We start from the raw sequence: 15,182 nt of genomic DNA on the forward strand, positions 1-15,182 counted from the left end.
ATCCGGCTGATATCTCGAACTTTTTTTGTGATTGTTGGGACCGGAACCTCTCGAATACTGTCAATTGACAGTTAAATTCGAACATTTATTTTATTTGTGCGAGGTGCTCGGCCGGGACCGGTGCCAGTGCGCCAGCAGCCCGCCCGGGACCTCCTCGGCGGTCAGCGCGTAGACGAGGTGGTCGCGCCAGGCGCCGTCGATGTGGAGGTACCCCGGGCGCAGGCCCTCCTCCCGGAAGTCGAGCTTCTCCACCACCCGGCGGCTGGGGAGGTTCTCCGGCCGGATGCACACCTCGATCCGGTGCAACCCGACGTGGTGGAAGCAGTGGTCGACGGCGAGCGCGACGGCGGTCGGCATCACGCCGCGGCCCGCGACGGCCGCGTCGACCCAGTAGCCGATGTGGGCCGAGCACATCGAGCCCCAGGTGATGCCCGCCACGGTCAGCTGACCGGCCAGCCGCCCCTGGTACTCGATGACGAAGGGCAGCATCCGCCCCGCGTGGGCCTCGGCCCGCAGGTGGCGGACCATCTGCCGGTAGGTGGGGCGCTGGGCGGCCGGCCCGCCGGGCGGGGGCGGCGGGATCGTGGCCTCCCAGGGGCGCAGCCAGTCGCGGTTGCGGCGGTTGACCTCCCGCCAGGCGTGCTGGTCGCGCAGCTTGATCGGGCGCAGGAGGACATCACCGTCCCGCAGCTCGGCGGGCCAGGCGCTCATGCCGGGGTCCGGGGGCCGTCCGCGGGCGGACGCGGCGGCCGCGGCGCACCGCCCGCCGCACTCGGCGCCCCGCTCCCGCCCGGGTGGTCGCCGCCGTGCAGCTGGTCCACGGCGTGGACGAGGATCCGCCCCAGTACGGCCAGGCCGTCGCGGACGCCTCCGGTGGAGCCGGGCAGGTTCACGATCAGGGTGCGGCCCGCGACGCCCGCGAGGCCCCGGGAGAGCGCGGCCGTGGCGACCTTCGCCAGCCCTTCCGCCCGGATGGCCTCGGGGATGCCGGGGATCTCGTGGTCGAGGACGCGGCGAGTGGCCTCGGGGGTGCGGTCGGTGGGCGAGATCCCGGTGCCGCCGGTGGTCAGCACCACGTCGTACGCCTGCCGCACGGCGTCCCGCAGGGCGGCCTCGACGGGGTCGCCGTCGGGGACCACCCGCGGGCCGTCCACGGCGAACCCGAGGGCCTCGAGACCGGCGACGAGCAGCGGGCCGCCCCGGTCGGCGTAGACCCCGGCGGCGGCGCGGTTGGAGGCGGTGACGACCAGCGCCCGGTACGGCTCCTGGTTCACCGGCCCGTCCCTTCCCGCTCCGCCCGGGTCCACGGGCCCGACTTGCCGCCGGTCTTCTCCTCCACCCGGACGTCCGTGATCACGGCGCCCTTGTCGACGGCCTTGACCATGTCGACGAGCGTGAGGGCGGCCACCGTGACGGCGGTCAGGGCCTCCATCTCCACGCCCGTGCGGTCCGTGGTCCTCACCGTGGCGAGGATCTCGACGGTGTCGTCGGCCACGGTCAGGTCGACCTTGACGCCCGACACGGCCAGCGGGTGGCAGAGCGGGATCAGGTCGGGGGTGCGCTTGGCGCCCATGATGCCCGCGATGCGGGCCGTGGCGAGCGCGTCGCCCTTGGGGACGCCTTCGCCCCGCAGCAGTTCCACGACGCGCGGCGAGACGCGCACCCGGCCGCTCGCGCGCGCGGTGCGGGTGGTGACGTCCTTGGCGGAGACGTCGACCATCCGGGCCGCGCCCGCGCTGTCGAGGTGGGTGAGGCCGGTCGGCCGCGAAAGAGGGTCCTGGGCGCTGCTCATCGTTCTCCTGGTCCGGTCCGTTCGGGCAGACACCGTATCGGGCAGCGAGCGGGGGCAGAGCGGCGGACGGTGCGGTCAGTCGAGGAGGATCACGTCGAGCTCGGTGCCCGCCTCCACGGAGGTGGTCTCCTCCGGGACGACTATGAGGGCGTTGGCGTCGGCGAGGGCCTTCACCAGATGGGACCCGGCGCCGCCGACGACCTCGACCGTGCCGTCCTCGTGCCGGCCGCGCAGGAACTGGCGGCGGCCCTTCGGGGAGGAGGCGACGGTGTCGGCGCACACGGCGCGCACGGTCGTGCGGTCGAAGGGGTCGAGCCCCATGAGGGCGCGGATCGCGGGCCGCGCGAAAAGCTCGAAGGAGACGTACGAGCTGACGGGGTTGCCCGGCAGGGCGAGCAGCGGGACGCGGTCGGGGCCGACGCGGCCGAAGCCCTGCGGCTTGCCCGGCTGCATGGCCAGCCGGCGGAAGGAGACGCTGCCCTCGTCACCGGCGAGCCCGGAGAGGGTCTCCTTGACCACGTCGTAGGCGCCGACGCTGACGCCTCCGCTGGTGACCACCATGTCGGCCCGGATGAGCTGGTCCTCCAGGGTGGAGCGCAGCGTCTGGGCGTCGTCGTCGACGGCGCCGACGCGGTAGGCGATGGCACCGGCGTCGCGGGCGCAGGCGGTGAGGACGAAGCTGTTGGAGTCGTGGATGCGGCCGGGGGTCAGCTCCGTGCCCGGCTGGACGAGCTCGCTGCCGGTCGACATGACGACGACGCGGGGGCGGGGCCGCACCCGCACGGTGGCCCGGCCGATCGCGGCGAGCAGGCCGATCTGGGGCGGGCCGAGGACCGTGCCGGCGCGCAGGGCGAGGGATCCGGCGGCCACGTCGCTGCCGCGGGCGCGGACGTGGGCGCGGGCGGCGACGGGCCGGTGGACGCGGACCTCGCCGGTGGCGCCGTCCGGGGCGGCGCTGTGCGCGGCCATGGTGGTGGCGGGCCCGCCGCCGGTGCCGCCGTCGGTCCACTCGACGGGGACGACGGCCTCGGCGCCCGGCGGCAGGGGGGCGCCGGTCATGATGCGGGCGGCCTCGCCGGGGCCGACGGCGGGCGGCTCGCCGCTGCCCGCGGCCACGTCGCCGATCACGGTGAGCACCGCGGGGAACTCCACGCTCGCGCCCTCGACGTCCGCCGTGCGGACCGCGTAGCCGTCCATGGAGCTGTTGTCGAAGGGCGGCAGGGCGGCGGGCACGGTGACGTCCTCGACGAGCACGCAGCCCTGGGCGTCCAGCAGTTGCAGCTCGATCGGCTCCAGCGGCCGGATCCGCTTGAGGATGTCGTCGAGGTGCTCGTCCACCGACCAGAGGCGATCCTCGGCCGCGGCCGGGTCGGAGGGCGATCCGGCGGCGGATGTGTCGGTGGTTGCGCTCAAGGTGCTACATCTCCTCGGTGACGTAACGGCGAAGCCAGGCCCGGAAGTCCGGTCCTAGATCTTCACGCTCGCATGCCAGTCTGACAATGGCACGCAGATAGTCACCGCGGTCACCGGTGTCATAGCGGCGGCCCTTGAAGACCACGCCGTGCACGGGCCCGCCGAGGCCCGGCTCGGCGGCGAGGGCCTGGAGCGCGTCGGTGAGCTGGATCTCCCCGCCGCGGCCGGGCGCGGTCTCGCGCAGGACGTCGAAGACGGCCGGGTCGAGGACGTAGCGGCCGATGACGGCGTAGTTGCTGGGGGCCTCGGCGGGCTCGGGCTTCTCCACCAGGCCGGTGATCTCCACGACGTCGTCGACGTCGGTGGGCTTGACGGCCGCGCAGCCGTAGAGGTGGACCTGCGAGGGGTCGACCTCCATGAGGGCGATCACGCTGCCGCCGTGCTTGCGCTGGATGTCGACCATGCGGGACAGCAGCGGGTCGCGGGCGTCGATGAGGTCGTCGCCCAGGAGGACGGCGAAGGGCTCGTTGCCGACGTGCGGGGCCGCGCACAGCACGGCGTGCCCCAGGCCCCGGGGGTCGCCCTGGCGGACGTAGTGCATCGTGGCCAGGTCGCTGGACTCCTGCACCCGCGCGAGCCGGGACTCGTCGCCCTTGCGCCGCAGGGCCTCCTCCAGCTCGTAATTGCGGTCGAAGTGATCCTCCAGCGGCCGCTTGTTGCGCCCCGTGATCATGAGGACGTCCGACAGCCCGGCGAGGACGGCCTCCTCCACCACGTACTGGATCGCCGGCTTGTCGACGACCGGCAGCATCTCCTTGGGCGTGGCCTTGGTCGCCGGCAGGAAGCGGGTTCCGAGACCGGCGGCAGGGATGACAGCCTTGCTGATCCGAGGACGCGAATGAGTCATGAGCCGAACACTAACGGTTGGGAATGTGCGGAAGATGAGGCTCCACCGAGTATGACCCGGGACAAGGAGTTTGCACGAACAGTGATCAAAAACGAGGGTGGCAAGGCGGAGTTGCGGCGGTCTTTCCTCGCGGTGAGAGCAGGGTTGACCATAGATGACCGCCGGGCCGCGGAGGCCGCTGTGGCCCGTCGTGCGCTGGACCTCCCGGAGCTCGCGGAGGCCGAAACCGTGGCCGCCTACGTCTCCGTGGGGAGCGAGCCGGGGACCCGCGCCCTGCTGGACGCCCTGCGCGAGCGGGGGGTGCGCGTCCTGCTGCCGGTCCTGCTGCCCGACAACGATCTCGACTGGGGCCTCTACCGCGGCCCCGGCCACCTCGTACGCGCCTCCCGCGGCCTCCTGGAGCCGGACGGCGAACGGCTCGGGCCGTCCGCCGTGACCTCCGCCGACACGGTGCTGCTGCCGGGGCTGGCGGTGGACGGCCGCGGTCTGCGGCTGGGGCGGGGCGGCGGCTCGTACGACCGCGTCCTCGCCCGTCTGACGGCGGCCGGGTGCGCTCCCGCGCGCGTGGTGCTGCTGTACGACACCGAGGTGGTCGACCAGGTCCCGGCGGAGCCGCATGATCAGCCGGTGGACGCGGTGGTGACGCCTTCCGGAGTCCGCCGCTTCCGGGGTGCCCGGTAGGGCCTCCGGCGGCTTCTCCCCTACCCCGCCCCTTCCCGAAACTGGGGCTCCGCCCCAGACCCCGAAGCACGCTTCGCGCGCTGTCCTCAAACGCCGGACGGGCTGATTGCGAGGACCATGGTCCTCGCAATCAGCCCGTCCGGCTCAGGCACCCAGCGCTACGGTTTGAGCGTCAGCTCCGCGTCCGTCGCCTTCTTCACCGCGTCGGGGCTGTACGCCCAGGGGAGCAGCTCGCCCTTGGCCCACTTGTCCGTCTGGTCGTAGTAGTGGGCGTTGTACGCGTGCCCGGACGCGCCCGTGAGGTTGATCCACCGCGACTTGTCGAGATCGCCGAGGTTGACCACCATCCGCATCGACGGCACCCAGACGACGTCGTAGCCGCCCGCGGCGTTCCAGCCCGCCGCGTTGACCGCGGCCTCGCCGCCGGCGAGGTTCCAGGGGCCGCGGTTGAGCAGCCAGCGCACGACGGCGGGGCCGTCCTTGCCGAGCGTCTGGTTCTTGAGGTTCAGCTGGTGCAGCCGGCCCCAGCTCCAGGAGTTGACGTCCTTGCCGAGCTTGGAGGTGAGCTCCCAGCGGGCGTCCTTCATGGCCTGGGCCAGCAGCTCGTCACGGTTGCGCGCGCCGGGGTTGGAGCGGGTGCCGTTGGTCTTCCACCACTGGTCGTCGGGCTTGTCGAGGATGCCCCGGACGACCTCGAACCAGCGGTCGCCGCCGTCGGGCTGCGCCGAGTCGGGGTCGCGCTCGCCGCACTCCTGGACGAGCCGGGTGTTGCCGTCGAGGTCCTCCTGCGGCCCGGAGTCGTTGGCCGGGCGGACCCGCAGGCACTGGCCCTTGACCCGCAGCTCCTTGGGCAGCTTGTTGCCGAAGGCGAGCTTGAGGGTGTTGCGCCACACGGCGTTGAAGTACGCGGCGGCCGCGGAGTCGGCGTCCTGGGTGTAGTCCCAGCCCTCGAGGAGCTTCTGCGCCTCGCGGACGTACTTCGTCTCGCGCTCGTTGTCGCCCTTGAGCTCGATCTTGAGGAGGTAGGGGGTCAGCAGCTTGGCGATCTCGCTGGTGTTGTCCATCTGCATCTTCTGCATGTCGTCCGTCGAGATCTTGCCCCCGTCCTTGATCTTCGACTGGACGAGGTCGTTGATGCGCTGGCTGCGGGCGCCGTAGCCCCAGTCCGAGGTCAGCTTGTTCGGGTAGTTCTTGTCGGCGACGGCCTGGTTCGCGGCGACGATGTAGCCGCGCTTGGGGTTGTAGTCCCAGGGCATCTCCGCCTGCGGGACGGTGCCGGTCCACTTGTAGGCGGGGTCCCAGCCGGGGGCGGGGTAGCGGCCGTCGCCCTTGCGGACGGGGATGCCACCGGGCGCCTGGTAGCCGATGTTGCCCTGGGTGTCGGCGTAGATGAGGTTCTGCGAGGGCACCTGGAGGCTCGACGCGGCCTGCTGGAAGTCCTTGAAGTTCTTGGCCCGGTTCAGGTCCAGCAGGGCGTCCATGCTCTTGCCGGGGTCGAGCGCCGACCAGCGCAGCGACACGGCGTAGCCCTCGGCACGGTCGGGCGCGGGGTCCTGCACGGGCGCGTCCTGGCCGACCTTGCCCAGCTCGCTGTTGCGGTCGGAGACCACCGGTCCGCTGTTGGTGGAGCGGATGGTGAACTCGCGGTCCTTGCCGCCCGCGACCTTGATGGTCTCCTTGCGGGTGGCGAAGGGGACCTGCTTGCCGTCGTAGAGGTAGCTGTCGGCGGTGACCTTCTCCAGGTAGAGGTCGGAGGTGTCGGCGCGCATGTTGGTCATGCCCCAGGCGATGTCCTGGTTGTGGCCGATGACCACGCCGGGCATGCCGGAGAAGGTGTAGCCGGCCACGTCGTACGGGCACGCGGCGCCGACCTTGGTGCAGTGCAGGCCCATCTGGTACCAGAGCGAGGGCATCTGCGGTGCCAGGTGCGGGTCGTTGGCGAGCAGCGGCTTGCCGGTGGTCGTGTACTTGCCGGAGACGACCCAGGAGTTGGACCCGATGCCGTTGCCGGAGGGGCCGAGCAGCGCCGGGATCTTGTCGAGGGTGTTGGAGAGCGAGGACAGGCCGCTGCGCAGACCGCCCCCGGCGCTGCCGCCGGTGGTGGGGTTGGCCGCGCCCGCGCCGCCGGTGGTCCCGGTGGTGCCTCCGGTCGTGCCGTTCGTCCCGCCGGTGGTGCCGTTCGCGCCGCCCGCGGCCGTACCGCCCGGCTTGCCGGCCGTGCCCGTGGTGCCGTTCGTACCGGCGGTGCCGTTCGCGCCGCCGGTCTGCGTGCTCTCGGACGGGGTGGCCTTGGGGTCGAACGCCTTGGTGGCCGGGTCGACCGCGCCGCCCTCGACGATCGGCTTGTTCCGGTCGTACGGGTACGCCGGGTAGAGCTGGTCGATCTGCTTGGGGCTCAGCCGGGTCGCGGCGAGCGAACGGTCGATCTCGTCCTGCATGTTGCCGCGCAGGTCCCACGCCATGGCCTTCAGCCAGGCGACGGAGTCGACCGGGGTCCACTGCTCGGGCTTGTAGTCGTTCTGGAACGAAAGGGCCGCGTACTCGACGGAGAGCGACTTGCCCTGATGGTCCTTGAGATAGGCGTTGACCCCGTCGGAGTACGCCTGGAGGTATTTCTTGGTGGTCGCCGAGAGCTTGGTGTCGTACTCCTCCTGCGCGACCTTCCGCCACCCCATCGTCCGCACGAAGGCGTCGGTCTCCACCTGCCCGTCACCGAACATCTCGGAGAGGCGGCCCGCCGTCAGATGCCTGCGGACGTCCATCTCCCAGAACCGGTCCTGCGCCTGGACGAAGCCCTGGGCGCGGAAGAGGTCCTCGGCGGAGTCCGCGTAGATCTGCGGGACACCGTGCGCGTCGCGCGCGACCTTCACCTGTCCGGACAGCCCCTTGAGCTGGAGCGTGCCACTGGTCTCCGGGAAGGAGGCGCGGACCGTACTGACGCTCCAGTACGCGCCGAAGCCGACGCCCGCCACGAGCAGCAGCACGAGAGTGATCACGAGCAGGCGGCCGCGGCGGCCTTTCTTCTTACCGGACTTCTTGCCGGAAGGGCCGGTCTTGTTGGCGGGCATCGCTGTCCTTAGAGGGGCAGGGTGGTCCTGGAGTGCTGAAGCAACCATAGGCGCAGCGCTCCGGGCGCCCGGACGCGGAGTCCGGCGGGACAGTGACATGCGTCGCTGTGGCCGCTATCACGCGTCAAGAACCCGTAAAATATTAGGTTAGGAAATGAAGTTCCGGTCGGCCGGAGGAACGTTCCGGCCGATATCCGTGGAAAGACTCGTGAAGGGACCGGCCCCTGACTGTCCACCACCTCAACGAACTCCTGCTGATCTGCTCCCTCGTGCTGCTCATCGCGGTGGCGGCGGTACGGATCTCTTCGCGCAGCGGGCTCCCCAGCCTGCTCATCTATCTGGGCATAGGCGTCGCCATCGGCCAGGACGGCATCGGCGTCCACTTCAACGACGTCGGCCTGACCCAGGTGATCGGCTATGCCGCACTGGTCGTGATCCTCGCCGAGGGCGGTCTCGGCACGAAGTGGCACGAGGTCAGACCCGCGCTCCCCTCGGCTGCCCTTTTGTCCACCGTCGGCGTCGCCCTCAGCGTGGGCATCACCGCCGCGGCCGCGCACTACCTGGCCGGCATGGACTGGCGGCAGGCCCTGATCATCGGCGCGGTGGTGTCCTCCACGGACGCGGCCGCCGTCTTCTCCGTGCTGCGGAACGTTCCGCTGCCCGCCCGGCTGACGGGTGTCCTGGAGGCCGAATCGGGCTTCAACGACGCCCCCGTCGTCATCCTCGTCGTCGCCTTCTCGGCGGCCGGACCGGTCGACCACTGGTACGTACTGGTCGGCAAGATCGCCCTGGAGCTGGCGATCGGCGCGGCCATCGGCCTCACGATCGGCCTGCTCGGCGCGTACGGCCTGCGGCACGTGGCCCTGCCCGCCTCCGGCCTCTATCCGATCGCCGTGATGGCCATCGCGACCGCGGCCTACGCGGGCGGCGCGCTCGCCCACGGCTCCGGCTTCCTGGCCGTCTATCTGGCCGCGCTGATACTCGGCAACGCCAAACTGCCGCACTGGCCCGCCACCCGCGGCTTCGCCGAGGGGCTCGGCTGGATCGCCCAGATCGGCATGTTCGTCCTGCTCGGCCTGCTCGTCACCCCGCACGAACTGGGCGACGACATCCTGCCCGCGCTCATCGTCGGCCTCGTGCTGACCATGGTCGCCCGTCCTGTGTCGGTGTTCCTGAGCACGGCGCCCTTCCGTACGGCCTGGCAGGAGAAGGTGCTGCTGTCCTGGGCGGGGCTGCGCGGGGCGGTGCCGATCGTCCTGGCCACCATTCCCATGGTGGCCGGAGTGGACGACAGCCGGACGATCTTCAACATCGTCTTCGTGCTGGTGATCGTCTACACCCTGGTGCAGGGCCCGACGCTGCCCTGGCTCGCCAGACGGCTGCGGCTGGGCGAGACGGAGCCCGAGGACCTGGGCATCGAATCGGCGCCCCTGGAGCGCCTGCGCGGCCACCTGCTGTCCGTGTCGGTCCCCGAGGGGTCGAAGATGCACGGCGTGGAGGTCGGGGAGCTGCGGCTGCCCGCCGGGGCCGCGGTCACCCTCGTCGTACGCGACGGCAAGAGCTTCGTACCGGGGCCCACGACCGTGCTGCGCCTGGGCGACGAGCTGCTGGTGGTGGCCACCGACCCGGTGCGCGACGCGGCGGAGAAGCGGCTGCGGGCCGTGAGCGAGGGAGGCAAGCTTGCGGGCTGGCTGGGGACACCCGGTACGCTAAAGGGGAAGTAACCTCGTTATTTCGCATTTCTTTGACCGAACCAACTCTGCCTGATGCAGGGCTGGCGCGACCGCACGGCGGCCGCGGTCGCGCAGCACAAGGCGGCCGGCACGGCATCTACCACGGTCCTGCGCGAGAGGACAGCTCTCGGCGCGCTCCGTGCGGTGTCCCCGTCCCGGTGCGCGCTACCAGGCGGCGGAAAGGCCCGGCCGTGGCATCCACGGTCAACGACCACGCCGAGGCGCGACCCGGATACGGACAGCTGCTGCGCACGCGCGGCGCCTGGACGTTCCTGCTTCCCGGCTTTCTGGCCCGGCAGCCCTTCGCGATGCTGACCATCGGCATCCTGCTGCTGGTCGAGCACACCACCGGCTCGTACGGCACGGCGGGCGCCGTCTCGGCGACCGCCGGTGTCGCGATGGCGCTGTTCGCCCCGCAGAGCGGCAAGCTCGCGGACCGCTTCGGGCAGGGCAGGGTGCTGGTGCCCGGCGTGGTCGTGCACGCCGCGGCCATCTCCCTGCTGATCACCCTGGCGCTGGCGGGCGCACCGCTGTGGGCCCTGTTCGCGGCGGCGGTGCCCGCCGGCGCGTCCACCCCGCAGATAGGCCCGATGGTCCGGGCGCGCTGGGCGGCGAAGCTGGAGGGCTCGCCGCTGATGTCCACGGCGGCGGCCTTCGAGTCGGTCACCGACGAGTTCACGTTCGTGATCGGCCCGGTGCTGGCCACCGCGCTGTCCACGGGCGTCCACCCGGCCGCGGGTCTGATCACCGAGGCGGTGCTGACGCTCGTCGGCGGCCTGCTCTTCGCCTCGCAGCGGCGCACCCAGCCCGAGCCGAGCCGCTCGGCCTCCGGGAGCCGTGAGAAGGCCGCGTCGGCGCTGTCCGTGCCCGGCGTCCGCGTCCTGGCGATCGCCTTCCTGGGCATCGGCTCCGTCTTCGGCGGCATGCAGGTGTCGATGACGGCCTTCACCAAGGAGCTCGGCGAGCCGGGGCTCAACGGCCTGATGTACGGCACGTTCGCGGCCGGGAACATGATCGCGGGCCTCATCTGCGGTGCCATCGCCTGGCGCGTCACCCCGCAGCGCCGCCTGCTGATCGCCTACCCGCTGCTGGCGCTGGCCACCACCCCGCTGTGGGCCGCGCACGCGCTGCCGCTGCTGGGCGGGCTCGGCCTGCTCGTCGGTCTGTGCATCGCCCCGGCGCTGATCACCGGCTACACGCTGGTGGACTCGCTGGTCCCGCCGACCGCCCGCACGGAGGCCTTCACCTGGCTGACCGGCGCGGTGGGCCTCGGCCAGGCGGCCGGTGCCAGCATCGGCGGCCGGGTGATCGACTCCCACACCGCGAGCGCCGGATTCCTGATCCCGCTGGTCGGCACGACCGTGGCCCTGGCGGTCCTCCTCACGCTGCGCAAGGCGCTGTCGCCGAAGGGCGAATCGCTCATCGCCGCACGTGGGGTCGGTCACCGCGAGCCCGTATCGGTGGACTGACGGGCCGGAATACTGCACTATGGAGCGTCGTTAGCACTCATTGAGTGAGAGTGCCAGGAGGAGCAAGTGCCGACTTACCAGTACCAGTGCACCGAGTGCGGCGAGGGCCTCGAGGCGGTGCAGAAGTTCACCGATGACGCCCTGACCGTCTGCCCGAGCTGCGACGGACGCCTGAAGAAGGTGTTCTCCGCGGTCGGCATCGTCTTCAAGGGATCCGGCTTCTACCGGAACGACAGCCGCGGCTCGTCGTCCAGCAGCAGCCCGGCGAAGGCGTCCACGCCCTCGTCCGCCCCGAAGAACGGCTCGGACTCCTCGTCGGCCTCTTCTTCGACCTCTTCGGCGTCCTCGGCCTCGTCGTCGAGCGCGTCCACGTCGAGCAGCAGCTCGTCGGCCGCCTGACGCACCACCCCGGCGCATCGGAGCCCGCACCCCTCCCCGAGGGGCCGCGGGCTCCTGTCGTTCCCGGGTGCGCCGCTAGGGTGGGCCGCATGGTCGAGATGGGTACCGCACAGGCGGACATAGGCGTGATCGGCGGGTCGGGGTTCTACTCCTTCCTGGAGGACGTGACCGAGGTCACGGTCAAGACGCCCTACGGATCGCCGAGCGATTCTCTCTTCATCGGTGAACTGGCCGGGCGGAAGGTCGCCTTCCTGCCCCGCCACGGACGCGGCCACCACCTGCCGCCGCACCGCATCAACTACCGGGCCAACTTGTGGGCCCTCCGCTCGATCGGCGTGCGCCAGGTGCTCGGCCCCTGCGCGGTCGGCGGGCTGCGGCCGGAGTACGGGCCGGGCACGCTGCTCGTGCCGGACCAGCTCGTGGACCGCACCAAGAACCGGACGCAGACCTTCTTCGACGGCGAGCCACTGCCGGACGGTTCGGTGCCCGACGTGGTGCACACGACCTTCGCCGACCCCTACTGCCCCGACGGGCGCGCGGTCGCCCTGGCCGTCGCCCGCGGGCACGGCTGGGACCCGGTGGACGGCGGCACCATGGTGGTGATCGAGGGCCCGCGCTTCTCGACCCGCGCCGAGTCCCGCTGGCACGCAGCCCAGGGCTGGTCGGTGGTCGGCATGACGGGCCACCCGGAAGCGGTCCTCGCCCGCGAACTCGGCCTCTGCTACACCTCCATGTCGCTGGTCACCGACCTCGACGCGGGCGCGGAGACGGGCGACGGCGTCTCGCACGACGAGGTCATGCGCGTCTTCGGCGAGAACGTGGGCCGCCTGCGCGAGGTCCTCTTCGCGGCGGTGTGCGCCCTGCCGGAGACGGCGGAGCGGTCTTGTCTGTGCGCGACCTGACGCGATAGCGGCCTTGGCGGCCTTCCGCTTGCGACTTGGGTGAAGGTCCGTCTCCGCCTGCGGCGGGGGCGCCCTGCGGGCGCGTCCTCAATCGCCGGACGGGCTGAATTCAGCCCGTCCGGCGATTGAGGACAGCGCGCGAAGCGTGCTTCGGGGGTCTGGGGGCCTGCCCCCAGTTTCGGGAAGGGGCGGGGTGGGGGAAGAAAACCCCCGGCGGGTGGCCGAGTTGTCCACAACCCGGCGGTAGTCCACAGCCCCCAGCGGGATCACGAAAAGCACGGGATCGTGAAGTCACCCACCCCACGAACCCGCAAGGCGGTGACCCACCATGCCCCCATTCGCGCTCTCCCCCACGCCCTCCCCCACGGCGCACCCGCTCTCCGACACCCCGCCCCCATGCCCCCGCACGCCCCCACCCACCCGCGGCCTCCCGCAATTCGCACCGGTCCGGGTGGGGAGAAGGTGGTGCGGGCCATGGCGGACGACCCGGCGACGACGACGGCTGGCCGCCGTGGCGGTCGTCACTGCCGCCGGGGCGGTGACACTGTGCCTGCCGACACTCGCGCACTACCGCTTCGCATGATCGTCCCGACAGACCGCCCAGACCTGGCAAAATCGTCCGGAGGTTACGGAACCTGCCATTCCGGCACAGACGGAGACAGTGCAGGCGCAGATACAGAGAGGCTGCTCGGTGAGCGAGAAGAAAACAGGTGTCCTTGGTGGCTTCAAGGCATTCCTGATGCGGGGCAACGTCATAGACCTCGCGGTCGCCGTTGTCATCGGTGCGGCGTTCACCAACATCGTCAACTCGGTGGTCAAGGGCGTGATCAACCCGGTCGTCGGCGCCTTCGGCACCAAGGACCTGGGCAACTACGCGGCCTGCCTCAAGGGACCCTGCTCGAGGAACTCCGCGGGCGAGGTGACCGCCGGTGTCTACATCCAGTGGGGCACGGTGCTCAGCGCGACGCTGACCTTCGTCATCACCGCCGCGGTCGTCTACTTCCTGATGCTGCTGCCGATGAAGCGCTGGCAGGACCGCCAGGCGGCCAGGAAGCCCGCGGAGCCGTCGGCCAAGGTGACCGAGATCGAGCTGCTGGAGCAGATCCGCGACGCGCTGATCGAGCAGCGCCGCGGCCCGGAGCCGGAGACGGTCCCGGCCCAGCGCTGACCGCACGGCGGGCCCGCGGCGGGGCTCAGATGTGGTGGGGAGGCTTCTCGTCCAGGAAGCGGGCCAGGTCGGCGGCGCTGTCGCCACCGGCCGGCCGCTCGCCCCAGCCGCGGTCCGTGTCGTCCGAGGACTGCTGCGACAGCGGGTCGTCGAAGATCAGCGCGGCGGGCCGACGCGGCGGGGTGGGCTCGGCGGCGGGTTCGGGGGCGGTGCTCATGCGTCAAGGGTACGGTCGGGCCGCCCGGCCCACGGCGCCTCCGCCGCGCGCACGGCTGTGGCAGCGGCGACAATCGCCGCATGAGCGATGTGACGCTGCCCACATATGCCCTGCCGGCGCCGGACCCACGCCCCGAGCGCCACGCCCCGGCCCGTCCGGCATCTGAAGGTGCACCCGAAGGGCGCTCCCTCAGACCATGAGCGAGCCCTCCCCCGTCCCTCACGGCAGTGGTCACGTGCTGCGCCGGATGGCCGCCCGCGGCCGCGACGAGGCGCACCGCACGGCCACACCGCTGGAGCTGTTCTTCGACCTGTGCTTCGTCGTCGCGGTGGCTCAGGCCGGCCGACAACTGGTGCACGCGCTCGCCGAGGGCCATCAGGGCACCGGCCTCCTCGGCTACCTGATGATGTTCTTCGCGATCTGGTGGGCGTGGGTCAACTTCAGCTGGTTCTCCTCCGCGTACGACACGGACGACGTGCTGTACCGCGTGGTGACGCTGGTCCAGATGGCCGGGGTGCTGATCCTGGCGGCGGGCATCCCCCGGGCCTTCGAGCACAGCGAGTTCACGGTGGTCTGGTTCGGCTATCTGGTGATGCGGCTGGCGCTGGTCACCCAGTGGCTGCGGGCCGCGCACTCCTGTACGGGCGAGGAGCGGCGGACGGCGCTGCTGTACGCGGTGGGGGTGAGCCTGTGTCAGGTCGGCTGGCTGGGGCTGCTGTTCCTGCCCCAGCACGCCAAACCGTGGCTCTTCCTGGTCATGGCGGTCGCGGAGATGTCGGTGCCCGCGATCGCCGAGCACCGGCAGACGACGGGCTGGCATCCGCACCACATCGCGGAGCGGTACGGCCTGTTCACCATCATCGTGCTGGGCGAGACCGTGTCGGCGGCCACGGTCGCCGTCCAGTCGGCGGTGGACGAGCACGAGGCGCTGGGCACGCTGCTGCCGATCGCGGGCGGCGGGCTGCTGATCATCTTCGCGGCGTACTGGATCTATTTCGCGGTGCCCATCCATCTCCACCTGGCCTCCAACCGTCAGGCTTTTCTGTGGGGTTACGGCCACTACCTCGTCTTCGGCTCGGCGGCGGCCATCGGGGCGGGGATCGAGGTGGCGATCGAGGAGGCCGTCGGCAAGGCGCACATCTCGACGTTCGCGGCGTCGGGCGCGGTCACCGTGGCCACGGCACTGTTCATGTTCTCGGTGTGGCTGATCCACTCCCGGCACCACAAGCGGGGCCTGGCGCAGCAGTTGGTCCTGCCGGTGTCGGCCGTGCTCGTGCTGGCCTGCACGTTCGCGGGGCGTGCCGCGGTCCTGCTGGCCGGTGCGGTGGCGACGGCCACGGTCGCGGTGGGGGTGACCCTGACCTCGCGGCGGGCGGCGGCGGACGCGGCGGCGGCAGAGGCCACAGACACAGCCGAAGGGAAGTGATACGCAT

The 15,182-nt window shown here is 71.4% G+C and carries 14 protein-coding genes; 7 read left to right on the forward strand and 7 right to left on the reverse strand.

The genetic code is table 11. The features are described from left to right. Positions 1 to 90: 90 nt before the first annotated feature. The 5 genes from DXZ73_RS19330 to galU all read right to left on the reverse strand — a co-directional run bounded on the left by DXZ73_RS19330 (position 91) and on the right by galU (position 4,112). Positions 91 to 711 (reverse strand): GNAT family N-acetyltransferase, encoded by a 621-nt coding sequence (locus tag DXZ73_RS19330; protein WP_116212234.1) that lies wholly within the window; start codon positions 709 to 711, stop codon positions 91 to 93. Further along, positions 708 to 1,274 carry a MogA/MoaB family molybdenum cofactor biosynthesis protein gene (locus DXZ73_RS19335; protein ID WP_205519185.1) on the reverse strand — a complete coding sequence of 189 codons (567 nt, stop codon included), beginning with the start codon at positions 1,272 to 1,274 and terminating at the stop codon, positions 708 to 710. The genes DXZ73_RS19330 and DXZ73_RS19335 overlap by 4 nt, the downstream gene beginning before the upstream one ends. Next, complete coding sequence (gene moaC / locus DXZ73_RS19340) at positions 1,271 to 1,792, reverse strand: cyclic pyranopterin monophosphate synthase MoaC (protein WP_116212236.1); 522 nt, start codon at positions 1,790 to 1,792, stop codon at positions 1,271 to 1,273. Before moaC ends, DXZ73_RS19335 begins: the two co-directional genes overlap by 4 nt. A gap of 75 nt (positions 1,793 to 1,867) precedes the next feature. Beyond that, entirely contained in the window at positions 1,868 to 3,130 is a 1,263-nt protein-coding gene (gene glp / locus DXZ73_RS19345) for a gephyrin-like molybdotransferase Glp (protein WP_240351758.1), read from the reverse strand. Positions 3,131 to 3,209: 79 nt separating this feature from the next. After that, the gene (galU, locus tag DXZ73_RS19350) at positions 3,210 to 4,112 is read right to left on the reverse strand and encodes a UTP--glucose-1-phosphate uridylyltransferase GalU (protein ID WP_116212238.1); all 903 of its coding nucleotides are present in this window, start codon (positions 4,110 to 4,112) and stop codon (positions 3,210 to 3,212) included. 51 nt (positions 4,113 to 4,163) lie between these two features. Here galU and DXZ73_RS19355 point away from each other — a divergent pair, with 51 nt between their 5' ends. Then, complete coding sequence (locus DXZ73_RS19355; RefSeq protein WP_116212239.1) at positions 4,164 to 4,793, forward strand: 5-formyltetrahydrofolate cyclo-ligase; 630 nt, start codon at positions 4,164 to 4,166, stop codon at positions 4,791 to 4,793. A gap of 158 nt (positions 4,794 to 4,951) precedes the next feature. Here DXZ73_RS19355 and DXZ73_RS19360 read toward each other — a convergent pair whose 3' ends face one another. Beyond that, on the reverse strand, positions 4,952 to 7,861 hold the full coding sequence (locus DXZ73_RS19360; RefSeq protein ID WP_205519186.1) for a penicillin acylase family protein: 2,910 nt from the start codon (positions 7,859 to 7,861) through the stop codon (positions 4,952 to 4,954). Between the two features lie 224 nt (positions 7,862 to 8,085). On the opposite strand from DXZ73_RS19360, the gene DXZ73_RS19365 reads away from it, so the two are divergent. The 5 genes from DXZ73_RS19365 to mscL all read left to right on the forward strand — a co-directional run bounded on the left by DXZ73_RS19365 (position 8,086) and on the right by mscL (position 13,532). Then, entirely contained in the window at positions 8,086 to 9,585 is a 1,500-nt protein-coding gene (locus tag DXZ73_RS19365) for a potassium/proton antiporter (RefSeq protein WP_116212240.1), read from the forward strand. A gap of 200 nt (positions 9,586 to 9,785) precedes the next feature. After that, positions 9,786 to 11,063, forward strand: coding sequence for an MFS transporter (locus DXZ73_RS19370; protein ID WP_116212241.1), 1,278 nt, complete (start codon positions 9,786 to 9,788; stop codon positions 11,061 to 11,063). Positions 11,064 to 11,129: 66 nt separating this feature from the next. Further along, complete coding sequence (locus DXZ73_RS19375) at positions 11,130 to 11,462, forward strand: FmdB family zinc ribbon protein (RefSeq protein ID WP_116212242.1); 333 nt, start codon at positions 11,130 to 11,132, stop codon at positions 11,460 to 11,462. An 89-nt stretch (positions 11,463 to 11,551) separates the two neighbouring features. Then, positions 11,552 to 12,364: an S-methyl-5'-thioadenosine phosphorylase gene (locus tag DXZ73_RS19380; protein ID WP_205519187.1), complete on the forward strand. Its 813-nt coding sequence runs from the start codon at positions 11,552 to 11,554 to the stop codon at positions 12,362 to 12,364. A 691-nt stretch (positions 12,365 to 13,055) separates the two neighbouring features. Beyond that, positions 13,056 to 13,532: a large conductance mechanosensitive channel protein MscL gene (gene mscL / locus DXZ73_RS19385; RefSeq protein WP_116212243.1), complete on the forward strand. Its 477-nt coding sequence runs from the start codon at positions 13,056 to 13,058 to the stop codon at positions 13,530 to 13,532. Positions 13,533 to 13,557: 25 nt separating this feature from the next. Here the strand turns inward: mscL and DXZ73_RS19390 are convergent, their stop codons facing one another. Beyond that, positions 13,558 to 13,749 carry a hypothetical protein gene (locus tag DXZ73_RS19390; protein ID WP_116212244.1) on the reverse strand — a complete coding sequence of 64 codons (192 nt, stop codon included), beginning with the start codon at positions 13,747 to 13,749 and terminating at the stop codon, positions 13,558 to 13,560. A 196-nt stretch (positions 13,750 to 13,945) separates the two neighbouring features. Between DXZ73_RS19390 and DXZ73_RS19395 the strand changes: the two genes are divergently transcribed. Beyond that, positions 13,946 to 15,175, forward strand: coding sequence for a low temperature requirement protein A (locus DXZ73_RS19395; RefSeq protein WP_116212245.1), 1,230 nt, complete (start codon positions 13,946 to 13,948; stop codon positions 15,173 to 15,175). The last annotated feature ends 7 nt before the right edge of the window (positions 15,176 to 15,182 follow it).

Source organism: Streptoverticillium olivoreticuli subsp. olivoreticuli, assembly GCF_003391135.1.
In the GTDB taxonomy this organism is placed as follows: Bacteria; Actinomycetota; Actinomycetes; order Streptomycetales; family Streptomycetaceae; genus Streptomyces; species Streptomyces blastmyceticus.

What these genes read in the sequence shown, in the direction of transcription:
- DXZ73_RS19330 (WP_116212234.1), bottom strand. Translation starts at nt 711, where the DNA reads ATGAGCGCCTGGCCCGCCGAGCTGCGGGACGGTGATGTCCTCCTGCGC.
- moaC (WP_116212236.1), bottom strand. Translation starts at nt 1,792, where the DNA reads ATGAGCAGCGCCCAGGACCCTCTTTCGCGGCCGACCGGCCTCACCCAC.
- galU (WP_116212238.1), bottom strand. Translation starts at nt 4,112, where the DNA reads ATGACTCATTCGCGTCCTCGGATCAGCAAGGCTGTCATCCCTGCCGCC.
- DXZ73_RS19355 (WP_116212239.1), top strand. Translation starts at nt 4,164, where the DNA reads ATGACCCGGGACAAGGAGTTTGCACGAACAGTGATCAAAAACGAGGGT.
- DXZ73_RS19360 (WP_205519186.1), bottom strand. Translation starts at nt 7,861, where the DNA reads ATGCCCGCCAACAAGACCGGCCCTTCCGGCAAGAAGTCCGGTAAGAAG.
- DXZ73_RS19380 (WP_205519187.1), top strand. Translation starts at nt 11,552, where the DNA reads ATGGTCGAGATGGGTACCGCACAGGCGGACATAGGCGTGATCGGCGGG.
- DXZ73_RS19390 (WP_116212244.1), bottom strand. Translation starts at nt 13,749, where the DNA reads ATGAGCACCGCCCCCGAACCCGCCGCCGAGCCCACCCCGCCGCGTCGG.
- DXZ73_RS19395 (WP_116212245.1), top strand. Translation starts at nt 13,946, where the DNA reads ATGAGCGAGCCCTCCCCCGTCCCTCACGGCAGTGGTCACGTGCTGCGC.